General features: G+C 71.8%; 23 protein-coding genes and 1 pseudogene. 12 read left to right on the top strand and 12 right to left on the bottom strand.

Going from position 1 to position 22,231, the window contains the following annotated elements:
* Positions 1–5 precede the first annotated feature (5 nt).
* On the bottom strand, positions 6–401 hold the full coding sequence (locus tag AB0O53_RS34345; RefSeq protein WP_350993136.1) for a hypothetical protein: 396 nt from the start codon (positions 399–401) through the stop codon (positions 6–8).
* Between the two features lie 372 nt (positions 402–773).
* Between AB0O53_RS34345 and AB0O53_RS34340 the strand changes: the two genes are divergently transcribed.
* From AB0O53_RS34340 to AB0O53_RS34325, 4 genes are read left to right on the top strand one after another with little or no spacing between them, the layout of a single operon-like run.
* The gene (locus tag AB0O53_RS34340) at positions 774–1,142 is read left to right on the top strand and encodes a hypothetical protein (RefSeq protein ID WP_365200911.1); all 369 of its coding nucleotides are present in this window, start codon (positions 774–776) and stop codon (positions 1,140–1,142) included.
* On the top strand, positions 1,139–2,905 hold the full coding sequence (locus AB0O53_RS34335; RefSeq protein WP_365200908.1) for a peptidoglycan-binding protein: 1,767 nt from the start codon (positions 1,139–1,141) through the stop codon (positions 2,903–2,905). The genes AB0O53_RS34340 and AB0O53_RS34335 overlap by 4 nt, the downstream gene beginning before the upstream one ends.
* Entirely contained in the window at positions 2,902–3,636 is a 735-nt protein-coding gene (locus tag AB0O53_RS34330; protein WP_403143209.1) for an ABC transporter ATP-binding protein, read from the top strand. Before AB0O53_RS34335 ends, AB0O53_RS34330 begins: the two co-directional genes overlap by 4 nt.
* Positions 3,633–4,928 carry an ABC transporter permease gene (locus AB0O53_RS34325; protein ID WP_365200905.1) on the top strand — a complete coding sequence of 432 codons (1,296 nt, stop codon included), beginning with the start codon at positions 3,633–3,635 and terminating at the stop codon, positions 4,926–4,928. Before AB0O53_RS34330 ends, AB0O53_RS34325 begins: the two co-directional genes overlap by 4 nt.
* 119 nt (positions 4,929–5,047) lie before the next feature.
* Here the strand turns inward: AB0O53_RS34325 and AB0O53_RS34320 are convergent, their stop codons facing one another.
* Positions 5,048–5,845 (bottom strand): VOC family protein, encoded by a 798-nt coding sequence (locus AB0O53_RS34320; protein WP_350993218.1) that lies wholly within the window; start codon positions 5,843–5,845, stop codon positions 5,048–5,050.
* A 176-nt stretch (positions 5,846–6,021) separates the two neighbouring features.
* On the opposite strand from AB0O53_RS34320, the gene AB0O53_RS34315 reads away from it, so the two are divergent.
* On the top strand, positions 6,022–6,282 hold the full coding sequence (locus tag AB0O53_RS34315; RefSeq protein ID WP_359124027.1) for a type II toxin-antitoxin system VapB family antitoxin: 261 nt from the start codon (positions 6,022–6,024) through the stop codon (positions 6,280–6,282).
* Entirely contained in the window at positions 6,279–6,683 is a 405-nt protein-coding gene (locus AB0O53_RS34310; protein ID WP_350993124.1) for a PIN domain nuclease, read from the top strand. Before AB0O53_RS34315 ends, AB0O53_RS34310 begins: the two co-directional genes overlap by 4 nt.
* Positions 6,684–6,744: 61 nt before the next feature.
* On the opposite strand, the gene argS is transcribed toward AB0O53_RS34310, so the two are convergent.
* A complete protein-coding gene (gene argS / locus AB0O53_RS34305; RefSeq protein ID WP_365200902.1) occupies positions 6,745–8,505 on the bottom strand; it encodes an arginine--tRNA ligase in 1,761 nt (586 codons plus the stop codon).
* 180 nt (positions 8,506–8,685) lie between these two features.
* Here argS and lysS point away from each other — a divergent pair, with 180 nt between their 5' ends.
* A complete protein-coding gene (gene lysS, locus AB0O53_RS34300; protein ID WP_350993120.1) occupies positions 8,686–10,425 on the top strand; it encodes a lysine--tRNA ligase in 1,740 nt (579 codons plus the stop codon).
* Between the two features lie 93 nt (positions 10,426–10,518).
* Here the strand turns inward: lysS and AB0O53_RS34295 are convergent, their stop codons facing one another.
* From AB0O53_RS34295 to AB0O53_RS34285, 3 genes are all read right to left on the bottom strand, one after another.
* The gene (locus AB0O53_RS34295; RefSeq protein WP_365200899.1) at positions 10,519–11,913 is read right to left on the bottom strand and encodes a DUF2637 domain-containing protein; all 1,395 of its coding nucleotides are present in this window, start codon (positions 11,911–11,913) and stop codon (positions 10,519–10,521) included.
* A 125-nt stretch (positions 11,914–12,038) separates the two neighbouring features.
* Positions 12,039–12,797 (bottom strand): DUF3558 domain-containing protein, encoded by a 759-nt coding sequence (locus tag AB0O53_RS34290; RefSeq protein ID WP_350993117.1) that lies wholly within the window; start codon positions 12,795–12,797, stop codon positions 12,039–12,041.
* A gap of 113 nt (positions 12,798–12,910) precedes the next feature.
* On the bottom strand, positions 12,911–13,813 hold the full coding sequence (locus AB0O53_RS34285) for a DUF3558 domain-containing protein (protein ID WP_365200896.1): 903 nt from the start codon (positions 13,811–13,813) through the stop codon (positions 12,911–12,913).
* 191 nt (positions 13,814–14,004) lie between these two features.
* On the opposite strand from AB0O53_RS34285, the gene AB0O53_RS34280 reads away from it, so the two are divergent.
* On the top strand, positions 14,005–15,198 hold the full coding sequence (locus AB0O53_RS34280) for an RtcB family protein (protein ID WP_365200893.1): 1,194 nt from the start codon (positions 14,005–14,007) through the stop codon (positions 15,196–15,198).
* A gap of 361 nt (positions 15,199–15,559) precedes the next feature.
* Here AB0O53_RS34280 and AB0O53_RS34275 read toward each other — a convergent pair.
* The 3 genes and pseudogenes from AB0O53_RS34275 to AB0O53_RS34265 all read right to left on the bottom strand — a co-directional run.
* Positions 15,560–15,691 (bottom strand): annotated as a pseudogene (locus AB0O53_RS34275) (M15 family metallopeptidase); the annotation flags it as partial.
* Between the two features lie 94 nt (positions 15,692–15,785).
* On the bottom strand, positions 15,786–16,550 hold the full coding sequence (locus AB0O53_RS34270; protein WP_350993111.1) for an SDR family NAD(P)-dependent oxidoreductase: 765 nt from the start codon (positions 16,548–16,550) through the stop codon (positions 15,786–15,788).
* Positions 16,551–16,613: 63 nt separating this feature from the next.
* Complete coding sequence (locus tag AB0O53_RS34265; RefSeq protein WP_361591311.1) at positions 16,614–16,949, bottom strand: YnfA family protein; 336 nt, start codon at positions 16,947–16,949, stop codon at positions 16,614–16,616.
* Between the two features lie 241 nt (positions 16,950–17,190).
* Here AB0O53_RS34265 and AB0O53_RS34260 point away from each other — a divergent pair, with 241 nt between their 5' ends.
* Entirely contained in the window at positions 17,191–17,562 is a 372-nt protein-coding gene (locus AB0O53_RS34260; RefSeq protein WP_365200889.1) for a hypothetical protein, read from the top strand.
* Between the two features lie 30 nt (positions 17,563–17,592).
* Here AB0O53_RS34260 and AB0O53_RS34255 read toward each other — a convergent pair whose 3' ends face one another.
* Entirely contained in the window at positions 17,593–18,321 is a 729-nt protein-coding gene (locus AB0O53_RS34255; RefSeq protein ID WP_350993105.1) for a Mut7-C RNAse domain-containing protein, read from the bottom strand.
* A gap of 42 nt (positions 18,322–18,363) precedes the next feature.
* A complete protein-coding gene (locus tag AB0O53_RS34250) occupies positions 18,364–18,780 on the bottom strand; it encodes a winged helix-turn-helix transcriptional regulator (protein WP_350993104.1) in 417 nt (138 codons plus the stop codon).
* Between the two features lie 185 nt (positions 18,781–18,965).
* Between AB0O53_RS34250 and AB0O53_RS34245 the strand changes: the two genes are divergently transcribed.
* Positions 18,966–19,862: an NADP-dependent oxidoreductase gene (locus tag AB0O53_RS34245; RefSeq protein WP_365200932.1), complete on the top strand. Its 897-nt coding sequence runs from the start codon at positions 18,966–18,968 to the stop codon at positions 19,860–19,862.
* On the opposite strand, the gene AB0O53_RS34240 is transcribed toward AB0O53_RS34245, so the two are convergent.
* Positions 19,846–20,385: a GNAT family N-acetyltransferase gene (locus AB0O53_RS34240; RefSeq protein WP_350993102.1), complete on the bottom strand. Its 540-nt coding sequence runs from the start codon at positions 20,383–20,385 to the stop codon at positions 19,846–19,848. The genes AB0O53_RS34245 and AB0O53_RS34240 overlap by 17 nt on opposite strands.
* 437 nt (positions 20,386–20,822) lie before the next feature.
* Here AB0O53_RS34240 and AB0O53_RS34235 point away from each other — a divergent pair, with 437 nt between their 5' ends.
* Both AB0O53_RS34235 and AB0O53_RS34230 read left to right on the top strand, forming a co-directional pair.
* Positions 20,823–21,206, top strand: coding sequence for a peptidase inhibitor family I36 protein (locus AB0O53_RS34235; RefSeq protein ID WP_350993100.1), 384 nt, complete (start codon positions 20,823–20,825; stop codon positions 21,204–21,206).
* A gap of 76 nt (positions 21,207–21,282) precedes the next feature.
* Positions 21,283–22,227: a hypothetical protein gene (locus AB0O53_RS34230; RefSeq protein ID WP_350993098.1), complete on the top strand. Its 945-nt coding sequence runs from the start codon at positions 21,283–21,285 to the stop codon at positions 22,225–22,227.
* Positions 22,228–22,231 lie beyond the last annotated feature (4 nt).

Genomic DNA, 22,231 nt, shown 5'->3' with positions numbered 1-22,231 from the left:
CGGGCTTAGCGCGGGTACGCCGAGGAGACCTTGTTGAACCAGGTCGAGCCGAGGTTGCCGCGGGTGCCCGAGGCGATGTAGCCGCCCGCGCCCTGGCCCTTCCAGTCGGTGTAGACGTCCCACGTGTAGGTGTCGTTGTTGATGAACGACTCGGTGTAGTCGTTCGTGGTGTGGCCGGCGCAGCTCTGCGAACCCTTGAAGTAGTCGTTCGCGAAGTTCTCGTCGGAGACGTAGAGGTCGAAGACCGAGCTCTGCTGGTTCGACTCGCAGAACAGGCCCAGCTCGCCGGAGTTCAGCCAGCCGTCCTTGGCGGCGGCCGAGGCGGAACCGGCGCTGACGGCGACGGCGCCGATGACCAGACCGGCAGCGGCGAAGGCGCGCAGGGAATTACGGAGTTTCATTCTTCTTCTCTTTCGGTTGAATCGTTGAGACTTTCGACCGTCGAGATCCCGTCCATTTTCGGACGGATCTCGAACGCCAAGGAGTGGATCACGCCATGCGGGGATTTCACAACTGTCCTTGAGTACAGGTTCAAGAGTGCGTTTCTCGCCTAGGCTGTCGGTGATCCCACATGTCTCAGGAGGCCTGCTGTGCCATTTCGACGGGCCCGATCCGTGGCCGCTCCGGCTCTATTGTCAGCCGTATTCCTGCTGGCCGGATGCTCGGGCGATGATTCCGCTTCTTCCTCTGCCGCGCCTTCTTCGGCGCCGTCGGCCCAGATCCCCGCGTCGCCTTCCGGTTCTGCTCCGCAATCGGGACAGGGCAAGGGAGCGGTGGACCCCGGGCAGGCTGATTTCTTCAAGTGCCTGGGGGAAAAGGGGCTGCCGATGAAGCAAACGGATTCGGGTATTCCGATCGTGGATTCGAGCAAGGCGGATCCGGCCAAGGTGAAGGAAGCCGAATCCGCTTGTGACGGTCGGCGGTCGGCTCCGCCCGTGACGTCCGAAGACCATGCGCAGGCGAAGGCGTTCACCGCTTGCATGCGGGCCAACGGCATCGCCGACTTCCCCGACCCCGATCCGAAGACCGCTCAGCACGACATGGAGAAGCTCCGGCTCAAGGAGTCCCCGGAGGGCTTCGCCGCCCTGCAGAAGTGCGGTGGCCGGCCGCAGTCGCTGACGGGTGGACAGAGCGCCGGATGACGAGGGACATGAAGGGCGTGGAACCGGCCGAGGGCACGGAAGCGGCGGAGGCCGGGGAGGCCGGGGAGGCCGGGGAGGCCGCGGAGGCAGGTGGGGCCGTGGAGGCCGAGGGTGCCGGGCTGTCCCGGCGGCGTACGTGGGTGGCGGCCGTGGCGGCGGGTGCGGTGTTGCTGTCCGCCGCCGGCGTCGCGGCCTCGCTGGTGATCAAGTCACCGGCGCAGACCGCCGCGGAGGCCGGGCCGCCGCCCCTGGACGTACTCATCGCACGCGTCGAGAAGCGCGTGCTGCGCGACACCGTCATCGTGCGCGGCACCGTCACCTCCGCCCAGGCCGTCCAGATCACCCCGACGGCCACGGGCGGGGAGGGCGCGGGACCTCCCGTGGTCACCAAGGTGTCCGTGCGCCCGGGCGACAAGGTCGAGGCGGGCAAGGTGCTCATGGAGGTGTCGGGCCGCCCCGTCTTCGCGCTCCCGGGCGCGCTGCCCGTGTACCGCGACCTGAAGCCGGGTGCCACGGGCGATGACGTGAAGCAGTTGCAGAAGGCCCTCTCCGGACTCGGCCACGGCACGGGCTCCGACGCGGCCGGTACCTTCGGCGCGGGCACCAAGACGGCGCTGGCCGCCTTCTACAAGTCGATCGGCTACGATCCGCTGCCCGCGGTCGCCGACCGGGGCGAGGCGGTCAAGTCGGCCGAGGACGCCGTCACTTCGGCCGAGCGCGCCCTGGAAGACGCCAAGGCCGCCGCCGCGAACACCGGCTCGGGCGGGACCGGGAACGGGACCGGCAGCACCGGCGGTACGAGCGGCTCCGGTGGCACCGGCACCACAGGCGGCACCGGCACCACGGCCGGCTCGTCCGGATCCGACACCAAGGGGTCCGGGGGCGGCAAGGGCTCCTCCGGTTCGGGGTCGGGTTCGGGTTCGGGCCAGGACGCCGCCCGCGCGGTCGCCCGCGCCCAGGAGGACCTGCGCAAGGCGCGCGAGCGACTGGGCGAGGCCCGCGCCGCCGCCGGGCCCATGGTCCCGGTCGCCGAGGTCGTCTTCCTGGAGTCCTTCCCCGCCCGTGCCGACGCGGTCAACGCCCGCCCGGGCTCTCCCGTCGGCGGCGCGGCGATGTCCCTGTCCGCGGGGGCGCTCGTCGTCCGCGGGCAGCTCCAGGAACACCAGAAGGGCCTGGTCCGCACCGGCCAGAAGGTCGAGATCCTCTCCGAGGTCAGCGGGGTCACGGCGGCCGCGGAGGTGCAGTCGGTCGCGGACACCGCGCAGTCGGCGCCCGCGCCGGGCGGCGGGTCCACCGGCGGCCAGGGCGAGGGGCAGAGCCAGGGGCAGGGCCAGCAGGCGCCCGCCCCGGGCGGGCCGGTCGGGTACGAGATGCTCGTGCGCCCGCTCGCCCCGCTGGACACCAAGCTCGTGGGCCAGGACGTACGGCTCACCGTGGAGGCCGCGGCGACCGACGGCAACGCGCTCGTCGTCCCGGTGTCCGCCGTCTCGGCGCAGGCCGACGGCCGCACCATCGTCACCGTGGTGGACGGTACGGGGGCCCAGCGCCGGGTCGAGGTACGGCCCGGCACCACCGGCGACGGCTACGTGGAGGTCCGGCCCACCGGGGACGGGGTCCTCGCCGACGGGGACTCCGTCGTCATCGGGGTCAACCCGGGCGTCGCGAACAAGCAGGGCGGCGGTCAGAACGGCCAGAGCGGCCAGAGCGGCCAGAGCGGCCAGAACGGCAAGCAGGGCGACGGGAAGAGCGGCGGCGGTTCATGACCGGGCCCGTGACCGAGTCCGTGACCGAGTCCGTGACCGAGATCGAAACCGCGCCGCCCGTCATCGAGTTCCGGCAGGTGGGCCTGACGTACCCGGGCCCGCCGCCGGTGGACGCCTTCAAGCCGTGCGACCTGACCATCCGCAGCGGCGAGTTCGTCACCGTCGTCGGCCCCTCGGGCTCCGGCAAATCGACCTTCCTCAACATCGCCGGCCTCCTCGACGCGCCCACCGCGGGCCACTACCTCCTCGACGGGATCGACACCGGCGCGCTCGGCGACAGCGACCGGACGGCCCTGCGCGGCCGCCGCATCGGCTTCGTCTTCCAGTCCTTCCACCTGCTGCCGCACCGTTCGGCCCTGGAGAACGTCGTCCTCGCCATGCTCTACAACGGCGTGCCCCGCAAGGAACGCCCCGCCCGCGCCCGCGAGGCCCTCACCCGGGTCGGCCTCGGCCACCGCCTCACCGCGCTGCCCTCGCGGCTGTCCGGCGGCGAACGCCAGCGCGTGGCCATCGCCCGCGCCCTCGTCGCCCGGCCGTCGCTGCTGCTGTGCGACGAGCCCACCGGAAACCTCGACTCGGCCAACGCCGACACCGTCCTGGCCCTCCTGGACGAGCTCCACGCCGACGGCATGACCGTGCTCGTCATCACCCACGACCAGGAGGTCGCCGCACACGGCGGCCGCACCGTCGCGATCCGCGACGGCGTACTGCGCGAACAGGCCCCAGCATGAAACTGCCCCGGCTCCGCCCGCCCCGCCTCGTGCGCCGGAACCTTCCCCGGCGGCCCCCTGCTGCCGCCGTCCGGATCGAGCCGTCCCGCTTCACCGCCCGCGACAACGTCTCCGAGGCCTTCGCCGGCGTCCTGCAGCGCCCCGCCCGCTCGGCGCTGACCGCGCTCGGAACGGTCCTCGGCGTCGGCACGTTCGTGGCCGTCCTCGGCCTGACCGCCACCACCTCGTCCCAGATCGACAGCCGCTTCAACCTGCTCACCGCGACCGAGGTGACCGTCGAGGACGTCGCACGCGAGCAGAACGCCTTCGCCGGTCCCGGCTTCCCGGCGGACGCCGACTTGCGCGTCGAGCGCCTCAACGGGGTCCGGCACGCCGGCGTCCTCTACACCGTCCGCCTCGACTCAGCCGCCGGGGGCGTCCGCTCGGCGCCGGTCGGCGGCGCCCGGGGCGGGGGCGAGGGCACCGACGTGATCGCCGCCTCCCCCGGCGCGCTGCGGGCCGTCGTCCCGAAGCTGGCCCAGGGCCGCCTCTACGACGAGTACCACTCCGGTGCCAAGCAGCGCGTCGCCGTCCTCGGCTCGGCCGTCGCCTCCCGGCTGGGCATCACCACGCTCGACACCCGGCCGGCCGTCTTCATCGGCTCCGAGCCGTTCACCGTGATCGGGATTGTCCAGGACGTGCAGCGCAAGTCCGACCTCCTGCTGTCGGTCATGGTGCCCCGCACCACCGCCGAGGAGATCTGGGGACCGCCCCAGAGCACTGGCACCACCATGCTGATCTCGACCGACGTCGGCGCCGCCCAGCAGGTGGCCCGTCTCGCGCCGACCGCGCTGCGGCCCGACCACCCGGAGTACCTCAAGGCCGTACCGCCGCCCGACCCGCGCACCCTGCGCTCCGGCGTCACCTCCGACCTGGAGCAGCTCTTCCTGGTCCTGGCCGGGATCTGCCTGGTGATCGGCGCCGTGGGCATCGCCAACACCACCCTCGTCGCCGTGCTGGAGCGCACCGGCGAGATCGGGCTGCGCCGTGCCCTGGGCGCCCGCGGTCGGCACATCACCACCCAGTTCCTCGCCGAGTCGGGGGCGTTGGGGGCGCTGGGCGGGCTCGTCGGGACCTCTCTGGGGACCCTGACGGTGGTCGGCGTCGCCGTGCTCCGCGACTGGACCCCGGTCGTCCATCCGGCCACCGTCGCCGCCGCCCCGCTGCTGGGCCTGGTCACGGGTGTCCTGGCGGGCCTGTACCCGGCCTGGCGCGCCGCCCGCATCGAACCGGCCGAGGCCCTACGGCGCTGACCGCCCGGCGCCGACGGCCCGGCGCCGGGCACCGGCCCCGGTGCCGGCCGCCGGGCTCGGGCCGTCGGCGCGGGGTCGGTGTCGGCGTCGGGTCGGTGCCGGTGCCGGTGCCGGTCGGATCAGGCGGGCTGCTCCGGGGCGGACGCCTTGATGACGGAGAAGGTCCCGCCCTGGGGGTCGGCGAGGACGGCCATGCGGCCCGCGACCATGTCGAAGGCCGGGGCCATGACGCTGCCGCCGGCGCGCACCACGGCGGCCTGGATCTCGTCGACGTCGTCGACCTGGAAGTACGGCATCCAGTGCGGCGGCACGCCGGGCGGCAGCTTGGCGAGGTCCATCATCCCGCCGACGGCGCGGTCGCCGACCTTGAACTCGGTGTACTCCCCGGCGTCGGGCATCTGGGACTTGGCCGTGGTGACGGGGAGGACGGCGGTGTAGAAGGCGGCCGCGGCGGGGACGTCGCCGGTGCTCAGCTCGTTCCAGATCAGGGCGCCGTGCTCGTTGACGATGCCCGCGCCGTCGAAGGTGCCGGCCTGCCACAGGCCGACGGCGGCACCGGTCGGGTCGGTGATCACGGCCATCCGGCCGAGGTCCATGACGTCCATCGCGCCCATCATCACCGAGCCGCCCGCGTCGGTGACCGACTTCAGGGTTGAGTCGATGGAGTCGGTGGCCAGGTACGTGGTCCACGCGGTCGGCGGCATCGGGTCGGGCACGCTCCCGTCCGGGTTGCTCGCCCGCATGATGCCGGCGACGGGCTTGCCCTTGAGGAGGCAGACGGAGTAGCCGCCCTGCTCGGCCGGGCCGACCTCGCCCTGCCAGCCGAAGAGGTCGCAGTAGAAGTCGAGGGCGGCCTGCTGGTCGGGGACCATCAGGTCGATCCAGCACGGGGTGCCGGGCTTGTAGGGGCCGTTCATGTCGGGCACGGATGCCTCCGCTGGTGGATGGGGGAAGGACGCGCCGTCCCCTACCCGGCCCGTACCCCCAGAATCGGCCCATTCGGGTGACCGCTGAGCCCTTGGGATGGCTCACGCGCCGCTGATATCTTGTTCTCGGATCGTATATACGGTGGCGACGCGACCTGGAGGCGGCCATGTCCAGAACGGTGATCGACCTGGACGACGACGCGCTCGCCGAAGCCGCGCAGCTTCTGGGCACCACGACGAAGAAGGACACCGTCAACGCGGCGCTGCGGGAGATCGCAGACCGCAGGCGCCGGGCGGCGGCCATTGAACGGATGCGGCAGATGGTCGACGAGGGCGAGATCGACTTCGGGTCGATCGGACACGGCGACGGTGCCGGCGACGGCGACACCGACGCGCCGGCCGCCGGCAAGGGGCAGTCGGCCGCGTGAGCGAGGACTTCCTCATCGACACGAGCGCGCTCGTGCGGTTCTACCGGCGGCAGGCCGGATCCGAGTGGGACCAACTGGTCGAGTCCGGCCGCGTGGGGCTGTGCGAGCCGGTACGGCAGGAGTTCCTGCGAGCGGTCGGCGGCCGGCCCGCCTACTACGAGGCCGACGACCTCCTGCGGGCGGTGTTCCCGTACTGGACCGCACACGATGCGGTGTGGACCGGTACGGAAGCCCTCCAGCGGCAGCTGGCGGACGCCGGTGCGCACCAGTGCGCGAGCCCCGTGGACCTGCTCGTGGCCGTCATCGCGCAGCAGCACGGGCTGACGGTCCTGCACCAGGACGCCGACTTCGAGACGATCGCCAAGGTCACGGGGCAGCCGGTGCGGCGCATCCTCGGCTGACAGGAACGCGAGGGCCCCCGGCGGATTCGACGGGGGCCCTCGCGCAAATCAGCGGATGGTGTCAGAGCTTCTCGGGGGTGCGGATGCCCAGGAGGGACATGCCCTTCGAGAGGGTGCGGGCCGTCAGCTCGCACAGGAACAGACGGTTCTCCACCTGCTCGGCCGTGTCCGCCTTGAGGACCGGGCACTCCGAGTAGAACGACGTGTACAGCGACGCCAGCTGGTAGAGGTACGCCGCCAGCTTGTGCGGGGCGTGCTCCGCCGCCGCCTCGGCGATCAGCTCGCCGAAGCCGTCCAGGTGCAGGCCCAGCGCGCGCTCGGTCGGAGCCAGCGCCACCTCCGGGTGCGCGACCGGCCTGGCGTCGCCCGCCTTGCGCAGGATCGACTGGATACGGGCGTACGCGTACTGGAGGTACACGGACGTGTCGCCGTTCAGCGAGACCATCTGGTCCAGGTCGAACTTGTAGTCCCGGGCGGCGGACGTCGACAGGTCGGCGTACTTCACCGCGCCGATGCCGACCTGCGCACCGCGCTCGGCGATCTCGGCCTCCGTGAGGTCCTGGGCCTTCTCGCGGACCACGGCCGAGGCGCGGTCGATCGCCTCGTCGAGGAGGTCCACCAGCCGGACCGTCTCGCCCTCACGGGTCTTGAACGGCTTGCCGTCCTTGCCGAGGACGGTACCGAAGGCCAGCTGCACGGCCTTGACCTCGTCGCTCAGCCAGCCCGCCCGGCGCGCCGTCTCGAAGACCATCTTGAAGTGCAGCGACTGCCGCGCGTCGACCACGTAGATCAGCTCGGTCGCCCCGAGGTTGGTGACGCGGTCGCGGATCGCCGACAGGTCGGTGGCCGCGTAGCCGAAGCCGCCGTCCGACTTCTGCACGATCAGCGGGGTCGGGTTGCCGTCCGGGCCCTTGACGTCCTCGAAGAACACGCACAGCGCACCGTTGGAGCGGACCGCGACGCCCGACTCCTCCAGCAGCTTGCACGTCTCGACCAGCATGTCGTTGTAGCCGGACTCGCCGACCACGTCCGGGTCCTGGATGTCCATGTCGAGCTTGTTGAAGACGGAGTAGAAGTAGATCTTCGACTCGTCCACGAACCGCTGCCACAGCGCGAGGGTCTCCGGCTCGCCCGCCTGCAGGTCCACCACCCGCGCCCGGGCCCGCGTCTTGAACTCCTCGTCGGAGTCGAAGAGGGCGCGCGAGGCCTTGTAGAGGCGGTTGAGGTTGGACATGGCCTCCTCGCCGGAGACCTCCGCGTCGGACTTGTGGTCCAGCTCGTGCGGGTGCTCCAGCAGGTACTGGATGAGCATGCCGAACTGGGTGCCCCAGTCGCCGATGTGGTGGCGCCGGACCACCTTCTCGCCCGTGAACTCCAGGATCTCCACCATCGCCGCGCCGATCACCGCGGACCGCAGGTGCCCGACGTGCATCTCCTTGGCGACGTTCGGCTGCGCGTAGTCGATCACCGTCGTGCCCGCGGACGCGTTCAGCGGGACGCCGAGCCGGTCGTCCGCGGCGCGGGCCGCCAGCGTCGAGATGATCGCCCCGTCGGCGACGGTGATGTTCAGGAAGCCCGGGCCCGAGACCTCGATCTCCTGGATCAGGTCACCGGTCGGAATGCCCTCGACCACGGTCGTGGCCAGCTCGCGCGGGTTGGCCTTCGCCTTCTTCGCGAGCGCCAGGATGCCGTTGGCCTGGAAGTCGGCCCGGTCGCTTCGTCGCAGCAGCGGGTCGGCGCCACCGGCCTCCGGCAGGGCGGAGGCGAGGGCGTCGGCGACGCGCTGGTTGACGGACGAAGCGAGCGAAGGGACCGAGGCCATGAGCTGCCGTTCCTGTGAGGTCTGGTACTGGGGTCGGACTTGGGTCTTCCGACAAGTGCCGAGTATCCCACGGGGGCGCCATCCGTTTCGCGGGATATCACCGGGCGGAAGCAACCCCGGAGTGGCCCGTTCCGTCTGGGAGAATGGCCGAAGCCATCATTCGAGATAGAAGGACGTGTCGTGGCTCAGAGCGCGCAGAGCAGCACCGAGACCGACTGGGTCTCCCGTTTCGCGGACGAGGTCATCGCCGAGGCGGAGCGCCGAGCCCCGGGCAAAGCGGTGGTCGTCGCGTCCGGACTCTCCCCCTCCGGCCCGGTCCACCTGGGCAACCTCCGCGAGGTCATGACCCCGCACCTGGTCGCCGACGAGGTCCGCCGCCGCGGCCACGAGGTCCGCCACCTCATCTCCTGGGACGACTACGACCGCTTCCGCAAGGTCCCCAAGGGCATCCCCGGCGTCACCGAGGAGTCGCACGCCCAGCACATCGGGCGCCCGCTGACCGCCGTCCCCGCCCCCGAGGGCTCCGCGTACCCGAACTGGGCCGAGCACTTCAAGGCCGCCATGGCCGAGTCGCTGGCCGAGCTCGGCGTCGAGTACGACCCGATCAGCCAGACCGAGCAGTACACCACCGGTGTCTACCGCGAGCAGATCCTGCACGCGATGAAGCACCGCGGCGACATCGACGCCGTCCTCGCCCAGTACCGCACCAAGGTCAAGCCGGGCGGCAAGAAGCCCCAGCAGAAGCAGGTCGACGAGGCCGAGCTGGAGGCCGCCGAGGGCTCCGGCGCGGCCGCCGAGGACGACGGCAGCGCCGGCGAGGGCGGGTACTTCCCGTACAAGCCGTACTGCGGCCAGTGCGGCAAGGACTTCACCAAGGTCACCTCGTACGACGACGAGACCACCGAGATGACCTACGTCTGCACCGAGGACGAGTTCACCGAGACGGTCAAGCTCAGCGAGTTCAACCGCGGCAAGCTCGTCTGGAAGGTCGACTGGCCGATGCGCTGGGCCTACGAGGGCGTCGTCTTCGAGCCCTCCGGCGTCGACCACTCCTCGCCCGGCTCCTCCTTCCAGGTCGGCGGCCAGATCGTCCACATCTTCGGCGGCGAGCAGCCGATCGGCCCGATGTACGCCTTCGTCGGCATCAGCGGCATGGCCAAGATGTCCTCCAGCAAGGGCGGGGTCTTCACCCCCGGCGACGCCCTGAAGATCATGGAGCCGCAGCTCCTGCGCTGGCTCTACGCCCGCCGCCGGCCCAACCAGTCCTTCAAGATCGCCTTCGACCAGGAGATCCAGCGCCTCTACGACGAGTGGGACAAGCTGGAGGCCAAGGTCGCGGACGGCACCGTGCTGCCCGCCGACGCCGCCGCGCACGCCCGCGCCGTCCGCGTCGCCTCCCACGAGCTGCCGCGCACCCCGCGCCCGCTGCCCTACCGCACCCTCGCCTCGGTCGTCGACATCACCGCCGGCCACGACGAGCAGACCCTGCGCATCCTGGCCGACCTGGACCCGTCGCAGCCGCTCACCTCCCTCGACGAGGTACGGCCGCGCCTGGACCGCGCCGAGAACTGGATCACCACCCAGGTCCCGGCCGACCAGCGCACCCTCGTGCGCGAGGACGCCGACACCGAGCTGCTGTCCTCCCTGGACGACGAGGGCCGCGAGTCCCTGCGCCTGCTCCTGGAAGGCCTCGACTCGCACTGGTCGCTCGACGGACTGACCACGCTCGTCTACGGCGTCCCGAAGGTCATGGCCGGGCTGGAGCCCGACGCCAAGCCGACCCCCGAGCTCAAGGTCGCGCAGCGCACCTTCTTCGCCCTGCTCTACCGGCTCCTCGTGACCCGGGAGACCGGGCCGCGACTGCCCACGCTGCTGCTGGCCGTGGGCGCGGACCGCGTGCGCAAGCTGCTCGCCGTCTGAGACCCCGCCCCGGGCGCCGAGCCCGGGCAAGCGGAAGGGCCCGCACCCCTCGGGGGTGCGGGCCCTTCCCGCTCTCCGGTACCCGCCGGCCCGCTACGCCGGCTCGGCCTCCCGGTCCTTGTGGTGCTGCTGCCGGAACGACGCGATCATCCGCCGCAGGAGCGAACCACTGCGCGGGTGCGTCACGCCATAACGGTCCGCCAGCACTATGTCGAGGGCCTCGGCGGTCGGATAGTCCTGCGTCTCCTCGGCCAGCGCGCAGAACACCTTGTACGCGATCTGCGCGAACTCGACCTCGTCCGGGGACTCCGCCTCCGGCACCTGCTCCGGGTCGTACCCGTCCACAGCCGCCTCGTGACGCGGCTCCGGAATCGGGAGCTGCTGGGCCTGCTGCTCGTCCGGGCCCATCGGGGGCAGCACCGGGGTCGGCTCCAGGCCCTCGACGTACTGCGGGTTGTAGCCGCCCTCGTAGGCTGCCTGCGGCGCCTTCGCCCCGGCGAACCAGGCGCTGTTGTGCGGCGCGGGCATCGCCGTCGGGTCCACCGCGAACGCCGGCGGGACGTGGGCGACGGGGGCCACCTGCTGGGCCTGGGCCTGAGCCTGCTGAGTCTGAGCCTGCTGCGGCTGGGGCTGCTGCACCTGGGCCTGGGCCTGGGCCTGGTCCTGTGCCTGGTCCGGCTGCTGGAGCTGCCGGGCCGGCCCGTCCGGCTCCGGGGCACCGGCGACGGCGCCCGCCGCCGCGGCCTCCAGGGCCGGAGCCGCCACCGCGGCCTGCTGCTCCAGCGGAGGCAGCACCGCCGGGTCGATCCCGGTCGCCGCCAGCGCGTCCGGCGCCGTCTGCGAGAGCGGGACACCGATCCGGGCCAGCTTCAGCGGCATCAGCGCCTCCACCGGCGCCTTCTGCCGCCAGAAACGCCCGTACCGCGCCTGCAGCCGCGCCTGGTAGATCAGCCGGTCCTGCTCCATGCCGATCGCCTGCTCGTACGAGCGCAGCTCCCACAGCTTCATGCGGCGCCACAGCTTGAACGTCGGCACCGGCGACAGCAGCCACCGCGTGATCCGCACGCCCTCCATGTGCCGGTCCGCCGTGATGTCGGCGATCCGGCCCACCGCGTGCCGGGCGGCCTCCACCGTCACCACGAACAGGATCGGGATCACGGCGTGCATGCCCACACCGAGCGGATCCGGCCACGAGGCCGCGCCGTTGAACGCGATCGTCGCCGCCGTCAGCAGCCACGCCGTCTGGCGCAGCAGGGGGAAGGGGATCCGCAGCCAGGTCAGCAGCAGGTCCAGCGCCAGGAGCACGCAGATACCGGCGTCGATGCCTATCGGGAACACCAGGGAGAAGCTGCCGAAGCCCTTCTTCTCCGCGAGCTCGCGCACCGCGGCGTACGAGCCCGCGAAGCCGATGCCCGCGATGACGACGGCTCCGGCGACCACGACACCGATGAGTATTCGGTGCGTACGAGTCAGCTGCATCGCGGCCACCCGCGATCCCCTCCCCTTGTCGAGCACAGACCGAGCGCTTACCGCGCCCTTACGGAGCTGCGGCAGGCACAGCGTACGGGTGACCGGAAGTCAGCGCTCCAGGAGGCCCCGGCCTGCCGCCGCTCCTACTGGGGCTGAGGCGACTGCGGCTGCTCCGCAGGCTTGTTGGCGCCCGCGACCGAGCCCACGGCCTCCTTGGCCGCGGTGATCGCGTCCTGCAGGAGCTTCGCCTGGTCCGGGGCGCCGGCGCCCTCGTAGGCCGCACCGTTGTAGTCGAGCGTGACGACGACGTTCTGGGTGCGCGCCACGATCGTCGTGTTGAAGAAGTCGACGTCCTTCTTCACCGAGTAGACGATCGACGTGCCCTGGTCGCCCAGGCCCTCGGCGGCCTCGGCCTTCAGGTTCTGCGCGCCCTCGGAGGCCTTCGCCGCCTCGACCTGCTTGCCGTACTGCTCCTCGGCGCGCTTGTTGGCGTTGCCGAGCGAGGCGTGCGAGTCGGTGCGGAAGAAGGAGAGCGAGAGCCAGCGGTACTGCGAGCCCTTCAGGCCGTCCTCGTCCAGGCCGTTCCAGGAGCAGCTGGCACGGCTGGCCAGGTCGTTCGACTTGGTCGCGGTGCCGTTCTTGTCCTTCGCCTCCGGGACGAGGGTGTCTATCGTCCCGCCCTGGAGCGCCTTGCAGGGGTCCGGGAGCGTGGCGAAGGCGGCCTTCTCCAGCTCCGGCTTGGACTTCTCACCGGGCTTCGAGGAGGCGGACGAACCGGACTTCTTCTCGTCCTTCGCGGCCGTTTCCTTGCCCGAGTCGGACGAACACCCGGCCACGGTGAGGATCACCGGGACGGCTGCGCAGGCGAGAACGCGGGTGAGGCGCGAGGCTGATCGGTGCATGGTTCCTTCAGTGCTCTGGGGGTCTTCTTCGGACGCGGGACCCGGTCAACGGTAGCCCGACCGGGTGTCGCACTGCTGTGCGCGCCGTCACGCGGGCGTGTGGCGCGCACCGCTCACTCGTTGAAGCGTTCGGCGAGAGCCTGCGCCAACTGCCGTGCCTTGTCCTGGGTTTCGCCGCTCGGCGGGACGGTGCCGGGCGCGGCCGGCTGCACGCTGTACTCGACCTTGACGATGACATTCGAGGTGCGGAACACAATCCGCACGGTGCGCGACTGGGCGGCCGTGGCCCCGGCGGCGCTCAGCTTGTCGTCCAGGAACGCCTCGGTGCCGAGCCCCTCCAGGACGCGGGAGCCGAGCTCGGGCTGGGCCGACGGGCTGGTGCCGGGAGCGGGCGTCCCCGAGGCCGGTGCGCCGGGCGAGGGCGCGCCACCCGCGGGCGGGGGCGAGGCGGCGGGGTTCGCCGGGCTGGGGTTCGCAGGGTTGGGGCTGGCCGGGTTGGGGCTGGCCGGGTTGGCGGCGCCCTGGCCGGGGGTGGTCACGGGGCCGGGGAAGGGCAGGTGCGCGTCGGTGAGCAGGCGTACGTAGACCTGCTTGGCCTTGTCGTCGTCGCTGGCGGCGCCGCGGTCGTAGGAGACGACGCGCTCGAAGCCGACCGACAGCAGCCGGGTCTCCTCGGGGGTCTGGGAGGTCCAGCGGCAGCCGACGTGCCGGTCGCCGTCGTACGAGGCGTCGGCGACGCCCGCGTACAGCTGGTCGCGCTGTTCGGGGGTGAGGCCCTCCGGCTCGGGGAGCATGGCCTTGAGCTTCTTGCTGTCGGCGGCCGCCCGGCAGGGCGCGGGCAGGCTGCGGTACTTCCCCGGCTGGGCGGGCGCGGCGGAGCTGCCGCCGGCCTTCGAGTCGCTGGTGCTTCCCCCGTCGCTCCCGCCGGTGCACCCGGTCAGGCCGGCCGCACCGGCCGCGAGTGCGGTGAGCATCGCGAGGCCGGGCAGGACTCGCCGTACCGCTGTGCGCTGCACGTCCACTGGCTCCCTTCGACCGGCGGGCCCCCCGACGGTCAGGAAAATGCGTTGCCGCGACTTGGGCGCGGCTGGACACAATGTCTATCGCACACGTTGGTGCTGGCGCCGGTCCCCTGTCGTATTTGGGATCAAGAGCGAGGCTTTTGCGGATTCTCACTTTTCTGTTGGTTTCGGGGGATTGATTCCTTATGTCGTATGTAGAGGTACCGGGGGCGCAGGTCCCGATCCGGATGTGGACCGACCCGGCGTCGGTCGAGGCGGGAGCGATGCAGCAGCTCCACAACGTCGCCACGCTTCCGTGGATCAAGGGCCTGGCGGTCATGCCGGACGTCCACTACGGCAAGGGGGCCACGGTCGGCTCGGTGATCGCCATGAAGGACGCGGTCTGTCCGGCGGCGGTGGGCGTGGACATCGGCTGCGGCATGTCGGCGGTGAAGACCTCCCTGACGGCGAACGACCTCCCGGGCGACCTCTCCAAGCTCCGCTCGAAGATCGAGCAGGCGATCCCGGTGGGGATGGGCCTCCACCAGGAGGCGGTGGACCCGTCGAGGCTCTACGGCTTCTCGGTGCCGGGGTACGAGGACCTGTGGAAGCGGTTCGACTACCTCACCGATGCGGTCAAATTCCGTCAGGAACGTGCCACGAAGCAGATCGGAACGCTCGGAACGGGCAATCACTTCATCGAGTTCTGTCTCGATGAGTCGGGTTCGGTCTGGCTGATGCTGCACTCCGGCTCCCGGAACATCGGCAACGAGCTCGCCATGCATCACATCGGCGTGGCCCGGGGCCTCGCGCACAACCAGAACCTGGTCGACCGCGACCTGGCGGTCTTCCTCGCGGCAACGCCCGAGATGGAGGCCTACCGCAACGACCTCTTCTGGGCTCAGGAGTACGCCAAGTTCAACCGCGCTGCGATGATGAGCCTCTTCAAGGAGGTCGTCCGCAAGGAGTTCCGCAAGGCCAAGGTCTCCTTCGACCGCGAGATCAGCTGCCACCACAACTACGTGGCGGAGGAGCGGTACGACGGCATGGACCTGCTGGTCACCCGCAAGGGGGCGATTCGCGCCGGCAGTGGCGACTACGGGATCATTCCGGGCTCCATGGGCACGGGCTCGTACATCGTGAAGGGGCTCGGCAACGAGAAGTCCTTCAACTCGGCCTCGCACGGCGCGGGCCGGAAGATGAGCCGGACGGCGGCGAAGAAGAAGTTCTCGGCGCGCGACCTGGCGGAGCAGACCAAGGGCGTCGAGTGCCGTAAGGACTCGGGCGTCGTGGACGAGATCCCGGGCGCCTACAAGTCGATCGAGCAGGTCATCGACCAGCAGACCGACCTCGTCCAGGTCGTGGCCAAGCTCAAGCAGGTCATCTGCGTCAAGGGCTGAGGCCCGGGCGCGGCTGTCGGGGGAGTGGAGGGGCCCGGACCGGTGAAGACCGGTCCGGGCCCCTCCGCGTCGACCTTCAGGCCTTGCCTGTGCGCAGGCGCCAGAGGCGCATGGTGCAACTCTGCTCGGTCCGGTCGAGTGCGACGGCTGCGGCGGCGGGGTCGTTCAGCCGCGAAGGGGTCTCCTCGTCCTGTGGACTCCACCTGCGGCGGGGCGGGGCCGCCCGCATGTCCGCCGGCCGGACCCGACCGCGGATCTCGGCTGCCTTGCCCTTCTTGCGTTCCAGGCCAAGGCAGCCTTCGTAGTACAGGTGTGCGGCCAGGCTCTGGGCGGCGCGGGCCGCCGGGCTGAAGCCGGCGGCCGCTCCGGTGGCCATGGCCCGGTACCGGTCGCCGAAGGACCAGTGCCACCATTCCGCCGGGTGGTTCACCAGCCCCGCGGCGGTGCGTACGGAGCCGAGCAGCCTGCGGTTGGCCCGGGCCTCCTCGCCGATGTCGGGTCCTGATTCCCCGACGGGTATCGCGGGATCCTCGCGCACGCCGTCCCGGCCCGCCGGGCCTTCCCGGTCGGGCGCGGGGAGAGGTGCCCTAGAGCTCGCGGTGGACCTTGGTGTTGGAGGCCTGGGCGCGCGGGCGGACCACGAGGAGGTCGATGTTGACGTGGCTGGGGCGGGTCACCGCCCAGGTGATGGTGTCGGCCACGTCGTCGGCGGTCAGCGGCGCGGCGACGCCCGCGTAGACCTTCTCCGCCTTCTCCGCGTCGCCGCGGAAGCGGGTCTTGGCGAACTCCTCCGTGCGGACCATGCCGGGGGCGATCTCGATGACGCGTACGGGCTGGCCGACGATCTCCAGGCGGAGGGTCTCGGCGAGGACGCGGGCGCCGTTCTTGGCGGCGACGTAGCCGGCGCCGCCCTCGTAGGTGGCGTGGCCGGCGGTGGAGGAGAGGACCACGACGGTGCCGTCGCCGGAGGCGGTGAGGGCGGGGAGCAGTGCCTGGGTGACGTGGAGCGTGCCGATGACGTTGACCTCGTACATGGTGCGCCAGTCGGCGGGGTCGCCGGTGGCGACGGGCTCGGCGCCGAGGGCGCCGCCCGCGTTGTTGACGAGTACGTCGCAGCGGTCGAGGGAGGCGGCGAGGGCGTCGACGGCGGCCCGGTCGGTGACGTCGAGGGCGTGGGCGGTCGCGGAGTGTCCGGCCTCGGTGAGCTCGGCGGCGAGGGCCTCGATGCGGTCCTTGCGGCGGGCGGTGAGGACGACGTGGTAGCCGGCGGCGGCGAGCTGTCGGGCGGTGGCCGCGCCGATGCCGCTGCTCGCGCCGGTGACTACGGCGGTTCGGGTGGCGGCCGTGCTCATGTGCGGGCTCCTCGGTCGTTCGTACGGGCGATTACTCGCCAGCATAGGCGGAGGCCGGGCGGCTCAGCGGCCGCGCGGGGCGTACATGATCAGGGCCATTCCGGCGAGGCAGACGAGGGCGCCGACGATGTCCCAGCGGTCGGGGCGGTAGCCGTCGGCGACGGCGCCCCAGGCGAGGGAGCCGGCGACGAAGACCCCGCCGTAGGCGGCGAGGACCCGGGCGAAGTCGCCCTGGGGCTGGAGGGTGGCGACGAAGCCGTAGAGGCCGAGGGCGATCACGCCGGCGCCGATCCAGGCCCATCCCTTGTGCTCGCGCACGCCCTGCCAGACGAGCCAGGCGCCGCCGATCTCCAGGAGGGCGGCGAGGGCGAAGAGGGCGACGGAGCGGGCGATCAGCATGGCTCAAAGGTACGTGGGACGGATGGGGGAGGGCGCGCCCTCGTTCGTGTGATGGTCCGACTTTTCGGGGCCGGCGGGGGCTAGCCTCCGCGCGAGACGCGAGGAGGTGGTGGCGGTGCGCCGTGTCGCCGTACGGAGTGTGGTGGTGGCGGGGTTGCTGGCGCTCGGGGCGGCTGTGCCCGGGCCGGCGCAGGCGTGGGCTGCGGGGCGGGGTGCGGGGTGGGCCGGGCCGGAGGCCGACGTGTCGTACCACGGCCGGGTGGCCCTGTCCGGGTCGCAGCTGCGGATCTGGCTGGTGCCGGAAAACGACGGGCCGTCCGCGCTGGCGAACGCGACGCTGCGGGTGCGGCTGTCGGCGGACCTCGCGGACCGGCAGCGGCTGGCGGACGGCTGCGCGCGGGCCGGCCTGCGCGAGGTGGTGTGCGAGACGGGCCCGTTGCCCCTGCACGGCCGGGGCCGGCACGTGGGGCTGGCGCTGGAGCTGCGGGAGCCGGCGGCGGAGGTGGTGGTGCGGGTGGACACGTGGTGGAACGGCGGTGCGACGGACCGGAACCGCGCGAACAACGAGCACGTGGTGCTGGCCCTGGACACCGGTGACGCCTACGCCTTCTAGGGCGCCCCCTCCAGGGGCCCGGAACCCGCGTCAGGCGGTGCCGAATTCGACGAGCGCCTCGTCGACGATCCGCTCCAGCCGGGCGTGGTGGGCGCCGCGCCAGTAGACACGCTCGCACGCGGTGCACTGCGCGAAGACGTCGTAGGAGCGGTGCGTGCCGTGCTCCAGGCGGTCGCCGACGCTCTCCTTGTCCGCCTCGTGGAGCGGCCCGTTGCACGCGGTGCAGCGGGTCCACGGGGCGAGGGCGGGTGCGAAGCGGCCGAGGACGTCGCGCAGTTGCTCGTCGGGGTTGTCGCTGTAGACATACGCGCCGGCGAAGATCTCGCGGCGGCGGAGCAGTCCGCGGTCGCGGGAGAGCAGGACGCGGTGTTCGGCGGCGGAGCGGGTGGCGAGGGCGGGGTCGCCGATGTCCTCGTTCTCGTAGGCGGCGTCGACGCCGAGCAGGCGCAGGCGGCGGGCGAGCGTGCCGAGGTGGACGTCGAGGAGGAAGCGGAGCGGGGCGCCGGTGACCCGTTGGGGGCGCTCGACCCCGAACACCTCGACGTGCTGGCCGTCCTGGGGCACGTAGGAGACGGGCACCTCGTGGCCGTCGACGAGGAGGCGGCCGACCTCGGTGAGCGGGACCCCGGCGGATTCGACGACGTGGCCGAGGCTGGAGGAGCCGTCGGTCGGGGTCGGTACGCGGTCCGCGCGCCGGCTGGGCGGGGCGAAGAGGCGCAGTTCGGGGGCGAGGGTGAGCTGAATGCCGGGTCCGTTCACCCTGTCAGCATGCCATTGCGGGGTGGGTGGCCGCGCCTGATTTCAGGCGGCCCCGGCGGCCCGGTCGTAGGTGTCGCGGTGGGCGCTGACCTCGTCGAAGTGGCTTTCGGCCCAGACCTTCACGGAGGAGAGCAGACAGCCGAGGCTGCTGCCGAGGTCGGTGAGCCGGTAGTCGACGCGGACGGGGACGGTGGGCGTGACGTGGCGGGTGACGAGGCCGTCGCGTTCGAGGGAGCGCAGGGTCTGGGTGAGCATCTTCTGGCTGACGCCGGGGATCTTGCGGCCGAGGTCGCTGTAGCGCATGGAGCGGTCGTCGGCCTCGCCGAGGGCGCTGACGATCAGGCCGACCCACTTGTCGCTGATGCGGGCGAGGAGCTGGCCGGTGGGGCACTCCTTGAGGAAGGCGTCGTAGGCGTATCGGGCTTCCTCACGGCGGGCCGCGGCGGTGCTGGTGGCCATGGGCACCCACTTCCAGGTCCGGTACGCACCTCGGAGTACGTACTTACGAAAGGAGAGTACCTCTCCCTAGGTTAGTGGTCATCGGAACGAGCGAAGACGACGGAACGGGGAGAGCGATGAGCGGGCAGACGGTGCGGACGGCGGACGGGCGGGCGACGGACGGGCGGACGGCGGACCGGCGGACGATGCTGGCGGCCGTGGTGAACGGGTTCGGCGGACCGGAGCGGGTCGAGCTGGCCGAGGTGCCGGTGCCGGTCCCGGGGCCGGGGCAGGTCAGGATCCGGGTGGCGGCCGCCGGGCTCAACCCGGTGGACGCCGGCGTCCGCGCCGGGATCTTCGGCGGCGCCGGACAGCGGCTCGGCCTCGGCTGGGACGTGGCCGGGGAGATCGAGGAGACCGGCCCGGAGGTGACCGGCTGGAAGCGCGGCGACCGGGTGGTGGGCCTGCACTACGGCACGGTGAAGCCGCTGGGCACGCACGCCGAGTACGCGGTGCTCGACACCGGCGCCGTGGCTGCCGCGCCGGCCAACGCGGACGACCTGGCCGCGGCGGCGCTGCCGCTCGCCGGCCTGACCGCCGCCCGCGCCGTGGCGCAGCTGGGGCTCGCCCCCGGCGCCTCGCTGCTGGTCACCGGTGCGGCGGGCATGGTCGGCGGCCTGGCGGTGCAGCTGGCCGCGCGGGCCGGCCTGGTGGTGACGGCCCTGGCGGGCGCGGGGGACGAGGAACTCGTACGGGCTCTGGGCGCCGCCGCCTTCGTCCCGCGCGGCGGGGCTCCGGCCGGACCGGTGGACGGGGTCCTGGACGCGGCGGTCCTGGGCGCGGCCGCGCTGGCGCAGGTCCGGGACGGCGGGGTCTACGTGGGCCTGATCCCGCACCACGCCCCGGCGGCGGAGCGCGGTGTCCGGGTGGAGGAGCAGGAGGTCGCCGCGGACGGGGAGCTGCTGGCCCGGCTGGTGTCCCTCGTCGAGGAGGGCGCGCTCACCCTGCGGGTGGCGGAGGCCTTCCCGCTCGCCGAGGCGGCGAAGGCGCACGACCGGCTCGCGACGCCGGGCGTGCGCGGCCGGATCATCCTGACGGCGTGACCGCGGGCCGCGGGCCCACCCGGTAGCGCCAGTCGAGGCTCGGGTGGGGCACACCGGGCGGGTACTCGAAGGCGACCTCGCCGAGGCACTCGAAGCCGGCGCGCCGGCAGACGGCGTTGGAGGCGGGGTGGTCCGTTCCGGGGAAGGCGTGCACGCTGTCGCGGGAGCCGTGGGCCCGCACGTGGGCGAGGAGTTCCGTCAGGGCCGCCACGGCGAGCCCGCGGCCCTGGAACTCCGGCAGGATGCCCCAGCCGGCCTCGTAGACCGGCTCGTCGCGCCACTGCCGCTCCCAGAAGCCGATGGACCCGACGCTGTCGCCGGAGGGCTCCAGGACCACGCGGAACATCCGGCCGGCGGCCGGCTCCCGCGCGCTCAGGGCCTCGTAGCGCCGCTGGCGGTCGCGGAGCCTCTCGTCGGACTCGGGGCCGCCGAGGTGCTCCGTCATGGCCGGTTCGTTCGCGCGCTGCAGCAGCCGGAAGTCCCGTTCGGACCACGGTTCGAGTCGTACGCGTGTCTTCTCCACGGGCCCAGCCTACGGACCGTGCCCGGGCGGAAGGGGCGGCCCCTCGCGGGTCGTTGACCACGCGTCACGGGGCGGTTCCGTGGCGTGAAGAGGGGGGTCGGGCGGCGAGATTTTGTCGGTGTGTTCGCGCCGCGTCCGGGCGCCGGGGATCCGGACAGCGCGCGCCCCTCGGGCCGCCTGCCTCCCCCGGCGCGGCTGACCTGCGCGGGGCCCTCGGGCGGAGTGCGGGCGGGGCGCCGAAATGGAGGACGCGACGAGCCGGATATCGGACACAGAATGATCAATTCCAAAGGCCAATCATCGCTGCCGCAAAGGCAATTGACCTTTGACTTCCGATCGGCGTGGCCTAGCCTGGCTATCAGCCGACCGGGGGGAAGGGCTTCGGCTGCCCTGCCCTCTCACTGCATCAGTCACCACCCGACGAGGGGGAGTAACGAGTGCTCAGTAAGAGGATTTCGGCCGGATTCATCGCGATGGCGGCCGTCACCGGCGTCATCGCCGCGGCGCCGTCCGCATCGGCCGTGGACCGCACCTGCTACGACGGCAATTTCTGCATCTACAAGGACCGGGACTACTCCACCAACAACTCGATGTACCGGACGAAGTACGAGTCCGCCCGCTGGGACATCGACATGCCGGCCGTGTACGAGGCCGACAGCTCCTGGTGGAACCGGCGCGGCCAGTCGTCCAAGACCTACGGCGGTCGCTGGATGTCGCTGGGCGTCGAGATCTGTCTCATTCCCGGCGGTTCCGTGAACTACTACTGGGACGCCAACGACGATGGTGCGAGCAACACGCTGAACGACGGCTCCCGCTGCTGACCATCGCTCGAAGGCCGGGCCGCCCCCGCCGCAGTGCGGGGGCGGCCCGGCCGCACCCTTCCGGAGGGCACGGACATTGAACAAGCGCATGCGGACTGTGACGGCGATCGCGGCGGTGGCGGTGTTGACCGGCTCCGCCTCCGCCTGTTCGGAGGAGTCCCCCAAGGACATGGAGACGGCCCGGAGGGCACAGGCCGCGCTCGACAGCGCCAGTGAGGCACTGGACCAGGAGCGCGAGGCCGAGACCAAGCTGATCCGCAAGTGCATGAACGACCAGGGCTTCAAGGTCTTCCCGTCCGACGGCGCCCACAGCAACAGCGGCAGGAAGCGCAGCGAGGACCTCGCCCCGTCGCCCGAGACCGCGCGCACCGTGGGCTACGGCGCCGACCCGCGCCGGTCGGACAACCAGAAGACCCAGGAGGTCGGCGACGACTTCGACGCGCTGCCCGAGGATGTCAAGCGGGCCCACAGCATGGCCATGGACGGCTACGTCGACAAGCCGGAGGGCGGGGTCGAGTTCGACTTCGGCGGCGGCAAGGTCATGGTGCCGTCGAAGGGCTGCCGCGGTGAGACCCTCAAGGCCGTGTACGGGGACGTGAAGGAATACCTGCGCCTCAACTGGACGGTCTACAACACCGTGAAACAGGACGGCGCGCGCATCCTCGCCGACGACGACGCCTATCAGAAGGCATTGTCGGAATGGGCTTCCTGCATGAAATCCGGCGGCTATCCGGAGATCCCGACTCCCGAAAAGGCCAGGGAGGCGGCGCTTTCGCATTATGCGAACGTCCCGGACGGTGACACCGCCGCACTCGACAATGCGCAGCGCGCCGAAATCAAGCAGGCCACCACCGATGCCGAATGCGGTACGAAGGTCGGGCTCAACACGAAGGCGCGGGAGGCCAAGAGCAAGGCGTCCGCCGATTCGCTGGTGAAGCACGAGGCGGAGATCACCGCCTGGCTGGAACTCGTCACGAAAGCCAAGGCCAGGGCGCAGGAGCTCCTGCGAGAGGCGTCGTAGGACC

This window comes from Streptomyces erythrochromogenes (assembly GCF_040684695.1).
GTDB classification, from domain to species: Bacteria; Actinomycetota; Actinomycetes; order Streptomycetales; family Streptomycetaceae; genus Streptomyces; species Streptomyces erythrochromogenes_C.
Note: the sequence above shows the minus strand (reverse complement) of the source record. Positions and strands in the feature narration are given on the sequence as shown.